The sequence below is a fragment of the Arthrobacter sp. UYCu712 genome (genome assembly GCF_040547005.1).
GTDB lineage: Bacteria > Actinomycetota > Actinomycetes > Actinomycetales > Micrococcaceae > Arthrobacter.
Window position 1 is genome coordinate 1 of sequence record NZ_JBEPOZ010000002.1, and the last position, 13,470, is coordinate 13,470.

Annotated in this window: 14 protein-coding genes, 1 pseudogene and 1 riboswitch; of the genes and pseudogenes, 2 read left to right on the top strand and 13 right to left on the bottom strand. The window is 65.9% G+C overall.

The window, feature by feature from the left end:
- Positions 1–142: 142 nt before the first annotated feature.
- From ABIB51_RS01940 to ABIB51_RS01975, 8 genes and pseudogenes are all read right to left on the bottom strand, one after another.
- Positions 143–1,056: pseudogene (locus tag ABIB51_RS01940) on the bottom strand (IS982 family transposase).
- A gap of 270 nt (positions 1,057–1,326) precedes the next feature.
- A complete protein-coding gene (locus tag ABIB51_RS01945; protein WP_354184948.1) occupies positions 1,327–1,581 on the bottom strand; it encodes a hypothetical protein in 255 nt (84 codons plus the stop codon).
- Positions 1,582–1,996: 415 nt separating this feature from the next.
- Positions 1,997–2,257: a hypothetical protein gene (locus ABIB51_RS01950; RefSeq protein WP_354184950.1), complete on the bottom strand. Its 261-nt coding sequence runs from the start codon at positions 2,255–2,257 to the stop codon at positions 1,997–1,999.
- A 380-nt stretch (positions 2,258–2,637) separates the two neighbouring features.
- Positions 2,638–2,814: a hypothetical protein gene (locus ABIB51_RS01955; protein ID WP_354184952.1), complete on the bottom strand. Its 177-nt coding sequence runs from the start codon at positions 2,812–2,814 to the stop codon at positions 2,638–2,640.
- A gap of 36 nt (positions 2,815–2,850) precedes the next feature.
- On the bottom strand, positions 2,851–4,131 hold the full coding sequence (locus tag ABIB51_RS01960; RefSeq protein ID WP_354185548.1) for a Y-family DNA polymerase: 1,281 nt from the start codon (positions 4,129–4,131) through the stop codon (positions 2,851–2,853).
- A gap of 28 nt (positions 4,132–4,159) precedes the next feature.
- A complete protein-coding gene (locus ABIB51_RS01965) occupies positions 4,160–4,591 on the bottom strand; it encodes a LexA family protein (RefSeq protein ID WP_354184954.1) in 432 nt (143 codons plus the stop codon).
- 365 nt (positions 4,592–4,956) lie between these two features.
- Complete coding sequence (locus tag ABIB51_RS01970) at positions 4,957–5,082, bottom strand: hypothetical protein (protein WP_354184956.1); 126 nt, start codon at positions 5,080–5,082, stop codon at positions 4,957–4,959.
- Between the two features lie 276 nt (positions 5,083–5,358).
- Positions 5,359–5,583 carry a hypothetical protein gene (locus tag ABIB51_RS01975; RefSeq protein ID WP_354184958.1) on the bottom strand — a complete coding sequence of 75 codons (225 nt, stop codon included), beginning with the start codon at positions 5,581–5,583 and terminating at the stop codon, positions 5,359–5,361.
- A gap of 101 nt (positions 5,584–5,684) precedes the next feature.
- Between ABIB51_RS01975 and ABIB51_RS01980 the strand changes: the two genes are divergently transcribed.
- On the top strand, positions 5,685–5,957 hold the full coding sequence (locus ABIB51_RS01980; RefSeq protein ID WP_354184960.1) for a transposase: 273 nt from the start codon (positions 5,685–5,687) through the stop codon (positions 5,955–5,957).
- Positions 5,958–6,360: 403 nt separating this feature from the next.
- Here ABIB51_RS01980 and ABIB51_RS01985 read toward each other — a convergent pair whose 3' ends face one another.
- The 5 genes from ABIB51_RS01985 to ABIB51_RS02005 form a co-directional block, all read right to left on the bottom strand.
- Positions 6,361–7,230: a MetQ/NlpA family ABC transporter substrate-binding protein gene (locus ABIB51_RS01985; protein WP_354184962.1), complete on the bottom strand. Its 870-nt coding sequence runs from the start codon at positions 7,228–7,230 to the stop codon at positions 6,361–6,363.
- A 27-nt stretch (positions 7,231–7,257) separates the two neighbouring features.
- The gene (locus tag ABIB51_RS01990; protein WP_354184964.1) at positions 7,258–8,694 is read right to left on the bottom strand and encodes an LLM class flavin-dependent oxidoreductase; all 1,437 of its coding nucleotides are present in this window, start codon (positions 8,692–8,694) and stop codon (positions 7,258–7,260) included.
- A 51-nt stretch (positions 8,695–8,745) separates the two neighbouring features.
- Positions 8,746–9,411, bottom strand: a complete 666-nt coding sequence (locus tag ABIB51_RS01995; protein WP_354184966.1) for a methionine ABC transporter permease — start codon at positions 9,409–9,411, stop codon at positions 8,746–8,748.
- Positions 9,404–10,213: a methionine ABC transporter ATP-binding protein gene (locus ABIB51_RS02000; protein ID WP_354184968.1), complete on the bottom strand. Its 810-nt coding sequence runs from the start codon at positions 10,211–10,213 to the stop codon at positions 9,404–9,406. Before ABIB51_RS02000 ends, ABIB51_RS01995 begins: the two co-directional genes overlap by 8 nt.
- A gap of 137 nt (positions 10,214–10,350) precedes the next feature.
- Positions 10,351–10,440: riboswitch (SAM riboswitch) on the bottom strand.
- Positions 10,441–10,533: 93 nt separating this feature from the next.
- The gene (locus ABIB51_RS02005; RefSeq protein ID WP_354184970.1) at positions 10,534–10,959 is read right to left on the bottom strand and encodes a CoA-binding protein; all 426 of its coding nucleotides are present in this window, start codon (positions 10,957–10,959) and stop codon (positions 10,534–10,536) included.
- 303 nt (positions 10,960–11,262) lie between these two features.
- Here ABIB51_RS02005 and acs point away from each other — a divergent pair, with 303 nt between their 5' ends.
- The gene (gene acs, locus ABIB51_RS02010) at positions 11,263–13,470 is read left to right on the top strand and encodes an acetate--CoA ligase (RefSeq protein WP_354184972.1); all 2,208 of its coding nucleotides are present in this window, start codon (positions 11,263–11,265) and stop codon (positions 13,468–13,470) included.

The following is a 13,470-nucleotide window of genomic DNA, read 5'->3' on the forward strand; positions in this document are numbered from 1 at the left end:
GCCCGCCGCTACCTCAGCCTCGAGCTCATCCAACAATCACAAACCGTCGGGACCACGCCCGCAACCACGACAGAACAGGAGGACACCAACCCCGAACTGGCGCTCAGCGCCTAACCAACCCAAGAATCACGCAGCAACCCCGTTACACCACGCAAATGGACTTGACCTCGTAGGCGGTGAGCGAGCGCTTGCGGTGTGTGTTGGTGTGCCAGTTGTGCCAGATTCCGGCTGCGAGTGCGAGGAGTTTGGAGGCGACGCGGGCGTAGACGCCTTCGAGGGTGCGTCCGCCGTGGTGTTCGAGGCCGAGCTGGCCTTTGAGGGTGTCGAAGACGGACTCGATCCACTGGCGGATTCCTCCGAACCGGCCGAAGCGGGGTTTTTCGTCCTTGCGGTCCGGTCGGACCAGCGTGGCGCCGAGGTCCTCGGTGATGAACCGTTCGAAGTCCCGGCCCGCGAAGCCGAGGATGACCTGTCCGGCACGGATCAACCGGTGGTCGTTGGTGAGTAGTGCCTGGGTGACTTCACGTTCCCCCAGCTTCGGGTTTGCCAGCCCCCAGATCGCGGGCATGCCCTCAGGGGTGCTGATCAGGTAGAGCCGGAAACCCCAGAAATAGCGGGAGTGGGAAGCGCAGTACCCGTAGCCGGCGTGCCCGGCCAGATCGGAGCGTTTGACTGTTTCGCGGGACATGCCGCAGGGCACCGGGGTGGAGTCGAGAAGCCGCAGGATCTCTTGCCAGGACGGTGTATCCCGGGCTATGGCCGTGATGGCCGCGGCGATGAGCGGTCCTGCCGCGGGGACCCGCTTGTATAGCCGGACTGGTGCGGGATATTCGGGAAATGCCCGCGCAGATGCGCCCTGGCGTAGCGGATCCACCGGGACTCCGAGGATGAACCGTGAAGCAGTTGCTGGGCCACGACCAGGCACAGCAGTTCGGCATCATCGAGCCGGACCTTTCTGCCCGGCCGGCCGGACCGGGTGTACCCCAGATCCGGCAGGACACGGTCGGTGAGGAAGACATAGAGTGTGGTCAGGAGGGTGTTGAGTTCATTGTTCACACCAAGGGTTTAACACCCTCCGCCAGCAATTAACAGACCCCGGGTGCGAAAGCGCCCGGGGTCTGTTCTACAACACACCGGATTAGGTCTTACTCATCTAGGAGCAGCCACTGGGTGGAGAGCGGGTTCCGGCGCAGCGTGAAAGTCCGCGGCGCGGAGTCAGAGGTCCCTAGGCGTACCTGAACCTGCCAGTATTCTTGGCTGACCAGGTCGCCGCTGCCGACGGCTGCTGTGCGTCGGGTGTCCCACCAAGAGTTCCCCCGCCGGCTGCTAACGCCAGCGGCAGGATTCCAGCGCCCGGAGCAGGGGCGCGGGGTTCGTCTTCAGGTGATCGACGGGGCGGGTCCCGGCCAGGTCCCGGGACGGTGTGACCATCCAGACGGTGAAGTAGTTGTGCGGGATGTCCGGCTCCATGGCTCTGCGGAAGAGTGCTGTGACGGTTGGCTGGAGCTGGCCGCCGGGGAGGAACTGGAATCCCGGGCAGAAGGTCCCGTCGTCAATGAAGACGCGGACGAGCTGCCGCATGACCGGTTCCCGGTCTTCCATCAGTTCTGAGAGCCGGCGGTGCACCTGTGCGAGGGCGGCAGCGTGAACTCGGTCCGGATCCCGGCCCAGGTCTGATCGCTGATCGTTTGAGGAGTCACTGTGGCCTAGTCGCTGATGCTTTCCAGCAGCCACTGGGTGGAGAGCGGGTTCCGGCGCAGCGTGAACGTCCGAAGGGCCGAGCTTGAAGTGCCGACCCGGTTTATCTCCCCCTCAAACAGTGTTAACGCGGGTCAGCACCGAAGGACAATACAAGGCACGTTGGCTGCGTCCGGATGGGGTGTGGACGAGTCACCGAAGCGGTCAGGCGGCCAGCCGCGGGGATGTCGCCGCCCACCAGCCCCAGCGGCTGAACCACTGGGAGGATCCGATTTCAGGGTCAACGGCCCGGTGGTGTCTAGGACTCGACGAGCGTCAGGATTGTTTCCGGGCGGACGCCGTCGGATTTCATCGCATCGGCTGCAGCTTCGGACTCCATCATTCGCTGGAACGTATCCATGTCGGGGACTTGGACGATTAGGCCGACACGGTGAGTCTTCGCCGGGTCGATGAACGTTCGAACCGTGATGCCCAGAGGCCCGAAGATTTCTTCCCGTTTTGGTGAGCTGAGCCAGTGCTCAACGTCGTCGACCTCGTGGAAGATCATTATTGTTGGCATCGTTGCCTCTGCTTTCTGAAGTTGCGTCAGGAGCCGGATTGGAGAGGGACCGCGTTAGGACATCGTGATCACGCTGAACGTACCATGGCCTCGATTGCAGCGATAGCGAAGAGAAACGCTAGCGAAGAGAAACGACGGCGCGGCCCCTCACAAGCCGGCCAGCCCAGAAGATAGTGAAGGTACCAGCTGGCTGCGGAATGCAGATCGCAGCTGTCAGCATCGACGACGGTCCAGGAGGGTCCGTCGGTTCTGTGCGTGACACCGAACGGGTTCCACCGTGAAGCGTCGTGTGGGGTCAGCGGGGTCAGGTTTTGCGCTTTACGAACGAACCTCGAAGGGGGAGATAATTCGTGCGTTTCGAGACGACCCTAGTCCACAACTCACGTGGCTGGGAACCCCAGCGGAGGGTAGATAAGGCGTACCTGGACATGGGAGTCGGTGTTGGGATCGACCAGCCAGATGGTTCCGTCGTGGCGGATGGCGGGGGGTTTGCCGGCCGGGTCGGTCCGGACCTGCAGGTCGTGGGTCTGTGGTGCGGTGTCGGTGATGGTGCTCATGCGGTGTGGTTCTTTCGTGGTGCTGTCGTGCGGGGTTTAGGCGGCTTTGACGACGGGGAGTTCGTCCCAGTGGGTGGTGTAGCGGGGGGAGAGCATGTCCCGTTTCATGGTCCAGTCGGGTCCGCCGCGGATGCCTCCGTGGCCGAGGCCGATGGAGCCGCGGCCGTAGCGGCGGGTGATGTCTTCGAGGAGGGTTCCGATGTGGCGTTCCTCGTGTGGGTTTTCGAACAGGGACAGGGGTGCCTGTTTGCCGGTGGGGCGGAGGTCGGTGACCATGATCCCGGCCCGGGCGTACCGGATGCCCTCGCAGATGCGGGGCAGGAGAGCGTGGGCGGCTTTGGTGAGCAGCACCGGGTCGGCGGTTGGCATCGGCAGGGCCACGCTGACGGAGGGGTAGGAGGTGTCTTTCGGGTTGAAGTGTGAGGTGCCGGCGAAGGCGGTGAGGACTTTGGCCTGGAGGCCGTGTTTGGCCAGCCGGGCCGAGGCTTGCTGGCCGTAGACGCTCATGACCTGCCGGATCCCGGCCGCGGTGGTGATGGGGGTGGCGAAGGAGCGGGAGAAGATGAGCTGGTCCCGGCCGGTCCGTTCTTCCTCCATCGGGATGCAGGGGGTTTCCTGGAGTTCCAGGACGGTGCGCATCATGACCACGGAGAACCGGTCCCGGATCATCACCGGATCCGCCCGGGACAGGTCAAGGGTGGAGTGAATCCCCAGGGCATTGAGGCGTTTGGTCAGCCGGGTGGCGACACCCCAGATCTCGATCACGGACAGACGCCGCATCAGGGATTCCCGGTCGGCTGCGGGCACGGAGTCCCAGTGGCAGACGCCGTCGAAGGCCGGGTTGTTCTTGGCCCATTTGTTCGCCAGTTTCGCCAAGGTCTTTGTCGGTCCGATGCCGACGCAGACGGGCACGCCGACGTTGCGCCGCACGGCGGCTTTCATGTCCCGGCCCAGGGCCAGGAGCTCCTCCGGGGTGCCTTTGACGCCGAGGAATGCCTCGTCGATGCTGTAGACCTCGAGCCAGGCCGAGTACCGGCCCAGCAGCTCCATGACGCGGGCGCTGATGTCGCCGTAGAGCTCGTAGTTACTCGAGAGGGCCACGAGTCCCCATTCCCTGGCCCGGGGTGCGAGTTTGAACCAGGGCTCTCCCATGGCGATGCCGAGGGCTTTGGCTTCCGGGGACCGGGTGACGGCGCAGCCGTCGTTGTTGGAGAGCACGATGACGGGCCGGCCCTCCAGAGCGGGGTTGAAGGCCCGCTCGGCCGAGGCGTAGAAGCAGTTCACATCCACGTGCGCGATCTGCGGCATCCGCCGCATGAGACCCGGCTTGGACACAGGCCGGGCCCTAAATGTAATGGAGGCATCGGGTCGCTACGCCCCACACCACCAGATCGGATAAGGATGGTACCCGGATGTCCGGGTACGCGGGGTTCTCTGCCTGCAGCACGACCCCGGTACCCGTGATCCGCAGCCGTTTGATGGTCAGTTCCCCGTCCAGGACCGCGACGACCACGGACCCGTCCACCGGTTCCAGGGCGCGGTTCACGATCAGCTCATCACCGTCGCTGATCCCGGCGCCGGTCATGGAGTCCCCGGACACCCGCACCACATAGGTGGACGTAACGTCCTTGATGAGGTGCTCATTGAGGTCGATCCGCCCGTCAAAGTAGTCCTGCGCGGGCGAGGGATACCCGGCCGCGACAGCGACCGGAGAGATCAGCACCGACAACAACGACGCACCCGCATCTATCACGCGGGGACCAACAACAACGCCCACAACACACCTTTTATTCGAATATATCTTCGAATAAGCATACCGCTCGCCACCGACAGAAGACCCATCGACCGGTGGGATCGGCCGCCGGCGGGGGCCGGGTTGCACGCCAGTGGGGACAGCTTTGAGCTGCGCGGAGGGCTCCACCTCACCCCAATGGGCGCAACCCGGCCGAACGGTGCGCTGTACTGACCGGATGTGCGGCCGCGGGCCTTTGTCGGGGGTATGAGGAAGCCTCCGCGCGAATCAAGGACTCAAGCGTGGAGGCTCCCGGCTCTCCAAGCTGGGGGGACTGGAGAGCCTCAATGAGTTTACCGGCCGGCAGGCCATTCATGAGTGGCTTCGCCGGCATGGCGCTGAACCTGCGTTTACCTGCGGGGTGGGCGGCCGCGGGTCCGTCCGGCCTGCCACCCGGGCGCGGCGGCGTCCAGGAGCTTGACCTTTTCCGGGTCGAGGTCGCCGCGGCGGTGTTTGTACCGCTGGGTGTGGATCAATACCCCGAGGGTGTGCTCCCGCTCTGAGGAGTAGTGTGGTGGCGGGGCCAGTCGTTGCCCTCGGTACGGAAGTCCACGAGCTGGGCGAGTCGTTCATGCCACCTGGCCTCATCCGCTGATGCCCTGGGGTTTCCTTCCCAACCGGGGACCCGGGCGAGGCTGTCCCGGTACACCGGGTGAAGGGTGCCGTTTGCTGCTTCGCGCCGACGATTCGAGAGCCACCGAGCCATCGACCGCTCACCTTTATCCTTCGAGCGGTCACGGGGGAAGCGGCCCTCAGCCGTCATCCAGGCGATGATCTCCTCCATCCGGGCAAGGTCCGTTGGGGCCGGCTTTGGCCGCGGCGGCGGCCCGGTATGCGGGTTCGAGGCCCGGATCCTGGTGGCGGGCGATGACCAGGTGGTACCCGACGGTGGCAGGTTCGGCGCGGACGAGGGCAGCGATGCGTTGCCGGCTCAGTCCGAGCCGGTACATCAGCACCCATTCGGCGTCCGGGCGCACCGCTACCGCCTGTCCATGATGGAGCCCATCCTGCCGCGGCCTCCCTGCAAGACGGGCCTTCGGCGTGGAGCCGGCGCCGCGGAGTCCCCGGGCACCCGCAGGTGCCGAGCTCGCGGTGGGCGGAGGGCCGGCATCTATGCCGGGGCGCTGGGCGACCCGCAGCGCTGGCCCGGACCTTCACAGATCTACCGGGCCTCGGGCTCTCACCCACTCAATACGAGTCGGCTGGAAAACGACGCGACGGGACCATCAGCAGGGAAGGCAGCGTGGCGCTGCGACGGGCCCTGATCGATCTCGGCATGGGTCTGTGGTTGACTGACCCGCCCAGCCGGGCCGTGGAGCGCCCGCAGCGCAGCGAGGACGAACGACGTTGACCGCAACAAGCCGGCGGCACACCATACGGCCAGCCGGGAAAGCCGCCAGTTCCCGGATTCAAGGAGGTGCGCCCCCAAAACCACTTCACAACTCCGGACGACGGTGAGACGCTGGAACCGACGAAGGGCCGGACCAGACGCCGACCGGGCTATGGCGGACGCTCACGCGTTACGCCGCTTCTAGCTTGGCGCCCGGCCCTTCGCCCTCCGGCCGCAGCCCGAACGACGCCAGATGACCCGGTGAATGACCGAGGTCGGACAAGTCAGCGTGGGCGCGACCCGGAACCACGCCGGTCCAGCCAACAAACCGTCAGCCGTCACCCCACTCACGAGCCCCGCCCCGGACCGCCCGAGGCGTGCACCGCCGTGCCCCGGACACGGACTTGACATGACCTATAGCCAGCTAGAGCTTCGTGACGTCGGCAACGGGATCCTGGTCCCAGGGGGTGGGCAGGATGCCCTTCTGGTAGCCGGCGAACCAGGCTTTGACCTCCGGGGACTGGAACGCCGCTTTGAGGGCTTTGGCCTTCTCCGAGCCGGCAAAGTCCTTCCGGCCCGCAACCACGATCCGGAACGGAACCTGGTCCGCATCCGCTTCGAAGGCCAGCGCGTCCTCCTTGGTGTGCCCGGCATCGGCGGCCATCCGGGCGATCAGGAAGCCGGCGTCGACGTCGGGAAGGGTCTTGGCAAGGGATTGCTGGTCCACCTCCACGAACTGCAGCTTCTTCGGGTTTGCGGTGATGTTCTTCTGCGACGTGTGGATCACTGTTGCTTCGGAAAGCTCCAGCAGGCCCGCGTCCCGGAGCATGAACAGGGCACGGCCGTTGTTGGCCGGGTCCACGGGGATGCCGATCTTCGCGCCGTCCGGAAGCTCGTCCAGGGTCTTGTACTTGTCGGACCAGATGCCGCCCGGCGCGCTGTAAACGTAGAAGAGTCCCACGTTGTCCAGGCCCTTGTCCTGGTTGAACTGCTTCAGGTAGGCGTTGTGCTGGAAGAAGTTGGCGTCGAATTCGCCGTTGGCCACTGCCAGGTTGGGCTGGATGATGTCCGTGACGTACGTCGGCTCCAGGGTCCATCCCTTGGCCTCGAGCAGCTTCTGGGCGAGCTTGGTGGGTTCCTGGTACGGGGCCGACTCCGTGACGATGATCTTGATCGTCTTTCCGCCGCTGGCGCCGGCACCCCCGGGATTGACGAGGCCGCAGCCTGTCAGTGCCGAAACGGCGGCTGCGCCGGCGCCCGCGAGGGCGTACTTGAGGAAATTTCTACGCTGCATGTTCTTGGTCCTTTGTGGTGGTCCGCGCTAGGCGGTGACGGTGGCGGGCTGGTTTTCGGCAGCCGCGGAGAATTCCTTGAAGGCCCCCCGGAAGGCCGCGGCGGGATGGCGGCCGTTGAGCCGCGGCCCGGCCCCGAAGAGCTTCTCCCGCAGGGTTCCCGGCGCGTAGCTGTCCTGGGCCAGCCCGCGGCTCCGCAGTTCCGGCAGCACACCCTCGATGAAGTCGGTGTACGAGCCGGGGATGGTCTGGTTGATGATGTTGATGCCGTCGATCCCGGCGTCCTGCCACTCCTCGAGGCGGTCGGCAATCTGCGCGGGGGTTCCCACCACGCGGTTGGCCCGGCTGCGGTACAGCGCAATGTCGCGGAGGGTGGGGTTGCCCCCGCGGACGGAGGCGCGGATGGCGGTGAGGTGGCCCTGGCTGCCTTCCGTCTCAAGGTCACCGAGCGGGGTGTCCAGCGGCAGGCCGCCGAGGTCGACGCCGAATCCGCCGCCCACGTGGGCCAGCAGGGCCTCGATGTCCAGGCTGTCCTCCAACTCCCCGGCCTTGCGTTCCGCTTCGGCTTCGGTGCCGCCGACCACGAAGTGCATGCCCTGGAGGAACTTCACGTCGTCCGGGTGGCGGCCGGCGGCGGTGGCCTGTTCACGGACGGCCGCCGTGTACTTCGCGGCAACCTCGGTGTTCGGCGCCAGGGTGAAGGTGGCCTCGGCGTTGGCGGCGCAGAACTGCTGGCCGCGGCCGGAGCTCCCGGCCTGGAAGAGCACCGGGGTGCGCTGCGGCGAAGGCGCCGCGAGGTGCGGACCGTCGATCGAATACCGGGGCCCGCGATGGTAGATCTTGCTGACTTTCTCCGGGTCGGCGTGGACTCCGGTCTCCTTGTCCCGGAGCAGCGCGTCGTCCTCCCACGAGCCTTCCCACAACTTATAGGCGGCCTCGACGTATTCGTCCGCCCAGTCGTAGCGTTCGTCGTGCTTGGTGAGCTCGGTGGCGTTGAAGTTCCGGTGCGCGTTTTCCAGCACGCTGGTGACGATGTTCCAGGCCACCCGTCCGTTGCTGATGTGGTCCAGGGTGGACATCTGCCGGGCAAACTGGAAGGGGTGGCTTTGAATCACCGACGACGTCGCGGCCAGTCCGATGTCCCGCGTTCCGGTGGCGAGCGCGGACAGCAGGATGAGGGGATCGTTGGACGGCACCTGCAGGCCCTTTTTCAGCAGCGATGCCCACCCGCCGTCGTAGTCGCCGTAGAGACCGACGACGTCGGCGAAGAAGATCGCATCAAACTTGGCGTCTTCGAGCTGGCGGGCCAGGTCGATCCAGAGCTGGAGTTCGTTGAACCGGTGCTGCTGCGCTTCCGGGCGCCGCCACTGGCCGCCCATGATGTGGCTGGACGTGTTCATCACGAAGGCGCTGATGAGAAGGCGGGGGCGGGGTCCGTTGAAGCGGGTACTGGCTGTTGAAGTCATGGGGGTGCTTTCCGCTGTGGGAGGTGTGATGGGCCGGGGTGCTGCGGGCGGTCAGAGCCGCTTGTCCAGGCGTCGGGCGAGGCGGGAGCCGCCCAGCTGGACGATGGTGACCAGCAGGATCATCAGGACAATGGCCGTGATCATGAGCGGCGTCTCGTAGCGGTAGTAGCCGTACCGGATGGCAAAGTCGCCGATTCCGCCGCCGCCCACCAGGCCGGCCATCGCCGAGTAGGAGATGAAGCTGACGGTCATAATCGTGATGGAGCTGACGAGTCCGGGCTTCGCCTCCACGATCAGGACATCCCGGACGATCTGGGACCGGCTGGCTCCCATGGACCGTGCCGCCTCGACCACGCCGCCGCCCAGTTGGCTGAGGTTCTGTTCCACAAAGCGGGCAAAGTACGGGATGGCGTTGAGGGCCAGCGGGACAATGACGGCGGCCGTGCCGATGGTGGTGCCGACAATGAACCTGGTCACCGGAATGATCGCGATCAGCAGGATCAGGAACGGGAACGAGCGGACCAGGTTGACCAACCCGTCCAGGACGCGGTGCAGCTTCGGTTTGTGCTTCAGCCCGTTGGGACCGATCGTGTAGAGCAGCACACCCAGGGGCGTGCCGAGGAGCACCGCCAGCGGGATGGCCACCAGCAGCATGGTGAGGGTCTGCCCCATGGCGACGCCGATTTCGGGCAGGACTTCCAGGATGCGGTCAAACATTGATCAGGCCCTCCGAAGTGGCTGTGGTGTGGGCGCCCTTCCCGGAGCGGTCCAGCTGGATCTCATCGGAGATCAGGTAACGGCCGATCGACGTCGCCGGGTGGAAGCCGTGGCGCTGGAGTTCGGTGAGATCGAACTGCTCCACCACCCGGCCCTCTTCCATGACCGCAACGTTGTCGGCAATGGCCTTGATGACGTTCATCTCGTGGGTGACCACCACGATGGTGATGCCGAATTCGGCGTTGACGTCGGCCAGGTACTGCAGGACGGATGCTGTCGTCCGGGGGTCGACGGCGGACGTCGGCTCGTCGCAGAGCAGCACCTTGGGCCCGGTGGCGAGGGCGCGGGCGATCGCCACACGCTGTTTCTGGCCGCCTGAGAGCTTGGCCGGATACGTTGTGGCCTTGTCGGCGAGGTCCACGATTTCCAGGGTTTCGGCTGCCCGCCGGCGGCGTTCTGCCTTGCCCACGCCGGCGAACTTCAGCGACAACTCCACATTTTCCTGGGCCGTGAGGTTGTTGAGCAGATTGAAGTGCTGGAAAACCATCCCGATGTCGTGCCGCTTGGTCCGGAGCTCGGCGTCGGACAGGGTCACGAGGTCGACGCCGTCCACCAGGACGCGTCCCGACGTCGGGCGCTCGAGGAGGTTGATGTTCCGCAGCAGGGTGGACTTCCCGGCCCCGGAGAACCCGATGATGCCCTGGATGGTGCCCCGCCTGATATGCAGGCTGACATCATCCACGGCCGTGAATCGGCCGCCGGACGAATCGAATGTCGTACTGACGTTCTGGATGTCGATCACAGGTCATCACCTGCTCGGGGCCGCGCCGCGACCGCTGTCTGCGTGTTCATGGTTTCCTCCGGGATCGCCCGAGGAAGGCCCTGAGCCCCGGCTCCGGGCTGCGCTTAGCGAAGCCCCGAGCCTAAGAACACATCGGTTCTCCATCGGTCCTGGCGGTAGCACCGTCCTCAAAGAGGGGGTTGCTGCGGCGTCACGGAGCCAGATCTCTCAGCCGCTCGGGATGGTTACGACTCCATCTGACACGGCTGGGCAGCGGATACGGAAAAAGCCGGTCACATTTTGTAACCGGCTTTCCTGATCCTGTAGCTTCTCGACTGCTGCTAGCTGTCCACGCGCCAGCCTTCGCGGGCGGGGCACGCGTTCACGACAACGTCCAGTCCGGCCGCCTTGGCGCGCTCCACTGCGGCATCGTCGAAGACGCCCAGCTGCAGCCAGACGGCTTTCGCGCCGACCGCTATGGCCTGGTCGATGACGGCCCCCACCCTGTGCGAGTTGACGAAGCAGTCCACGACGTCGATCGGGTGCTTCTCCGCGGGGATCTCGGCCAGCGAGCGGTACCCCTTCTCGCCGTGGACGTCGTCCCCGGGCAGGTTGACCGGGACAATCTGCATGCCCAGGCGGTCCCGGACGAAGAGGGAGACGTCGTAGGCCGAGCGCCACTCGTTGGTGGTGAGTCCGACGATCGCCCACAGGCCCTTGGTTCGCATGAGCCGGTCAATGACTGCCGGATCGTTTACATGAGTCATGCATCAAGCCTACTCCTGCGGAGTTTCGGCATAATCTCCGAACAAATGAATGAAACATCGGCATCCGGTGCCGCAATGAACGAATATTACAGCGCGGAAGACCCGGATTTTGCGGATTCGTGCATCTCGGGTCTAGTTGGTACTGACCATCCCGAGCGGCCGAGAGACCTGGATCGATGAAGCCGCAGCAACCCCCGGTGACGTGAGACGACCATTCCCACGGAACTGTTCCTCTCTCTTTCGATGAATTCGAGGGAACTGGAGGAACCAGGGTGCTACTGCCAGGACCGATGGAGTGCCACAATGACCCCTGAGAATTCTTCCGCCCTGCCCACCTTTGCCCGGACTCCGTCCGAGGCATCCCCACAAACCACTTCGGACGCGACGGCGAACGAAGCAGGGCTGCGTGACGCGCCCGGCTCCTCTCGCGGCTCTTCGGGATGGTCCCTGACAGAGCCCACGGACGGCGCAGTGCACGGCGTCCCCACCGGCGGACCGGCGCGTCACCGCAGCACCACCCCCGCGGCCGCAGGCGCAGGCGCGGGCGCGGGCGCAGACCCAGCCGCAGGCGCAGACCCAGGCACAGACACAGTTGCGTTCTGGGAAGAACAGGCCCTCCGCCTGGACTGGGCGGAGGTGCCCACGGGCCATTCGTACGGCGGCAAGCCCTGGCACACCGCGCACCGGCGCGTGCCGGCCGACCTTGAAGCCGGCACCGGCCCGGACATCACGTGGTTCGAAGGCGGCAAGCTCAACGTGGCCCACAACTGCGTGGACCGCCATGTCGACGCCGGCCGGGGCGAGAAAGTGGCCCTCCACTTCGAAGGTGAACCCGGCGACCGCCGCTCCATCACGTACGCCGAACTCCAGCGCGAGGTGTCCAAGGCCGCCAATGCCCTGCTGGCCCTCGGCATCACCAAGGGCGACCGCGTGGTCATCTACCTCCCGGTCATCCCCGAAACCGTCATCATCACGCTGGCTGTTGCCCGCATCGGCGCCATCCACTCGCTGGTCTTCGGCGGTTTCTCCGCCGAGGCACTCAAGTTCCGGGTCGAGGACACCGGCGCGAAGCTGCTCGTCACCACCGACGGCCAGTTCCGCCGCGGCACCGCCGTGCCGGTCAAGGACAACGCGGACGCAGCCGTGTCCGGAGACAACTTCATCGAACACGTCCTGGTGGTCAACAGGACCACTCCGGCGGACGAGCTCGAGACCGCGCCCATGACCGAAGGCCGCGACGTGTGGTGGCACGACGCCGTCGGGCAGGCCTCCGGCCTCCACACCCCCGAGGCGTTCGACGCCGAGACGCCGCTGTTCATCATGTACACCTCCGGCACCACCGGCAAGCCCAAGGGCCTGGTGCACACCTCCGGCGGCTACCTGACGCAGGCATCGTGGAGCTTCGAGCACCTCTTCAGCCACCCGGACCCGAACCTCCGGGACCAGGACGTGCACTGGTGCACCGCTGACCTGGCCTGGGTCACTGCCCACACCTACGAGATCTACGGCCCGCTCTCGAACGGCGTCACGCAGGTGATCTTCGAGGGCACTCCGAACACCCCGCATCCGGGCCGGCATTTCGAAATCATCGAACGCTACGGGGTCACGCAGTATTACACGGCCCCCACGCTGGTCCGGTCCCTCATGGGCTGGTTCCCGGACGGGGTCCCGGACACCTACGACCTCTCCTCCATCAGGATGCTCGGCACCGTCGGCGAAGCCGTCAACCCCGAAGCCTGGCGCTGGCTGCGGAACAACGTCGGCGCCGGCACGGCCCCCGTGGTGGACACCTGGTGGCAGTCCGAGACAGGCGCCACCATCCTCTCCCCCGCGCCGACGGACACCGAGTTCAAACCCGGTTGCGCGGCCCGGCCGCTGCCCGGCGTCAGCACCCGCATCGTGGACGACGCCGGCAACACAGTTCCGCCCGGCGTGCAGGGCTTCATCGTGGTGGACTCCCCCGGCCCCGCGATCGCCCGCACCGTGTGGGGGAACCCGCGCCGCTACTTCGATTCGTACTGGCGCAAATACGCCGGGCAGGGCTGGTTCCTCGCCGGCGACGGCGCCAAGTACGATGCCGACGGCGACATCTGGATCCTCGGGCGGGTGGATGACACCCTCAACGTCTCCGGACACCTGCTCTCCACGATCGAGATCGAGTCGGCGCTCGTGTCGCACCCCGACGTCGTGGAGGCCGGCGTCTGCCCTGTCACCGATGCCAAAACGGGGCACGCAGTCGTCGCGTTTGTCGTACTCAAGCGGACCGCCGGCGCCGACGGAATCCAGGACCGGCTCAAGGCGCACGTCGCGAAGGAGATCGGCCCGATCGCGAAGCCGCGGGACGTCGTCGTCGTACCCGATGTGCCGAAGACCCGCAGCGGCAAGATCATGCGCAGGCTGCTCACCCAGTTGTTCGAAGGAACAGCGCTCGGGGACACCACCTCGCTCCAGAACGAACCATCCATCGCGGACATCCAGGATGTCCTGCGGAACCGTTACGCCCGGAAGTGA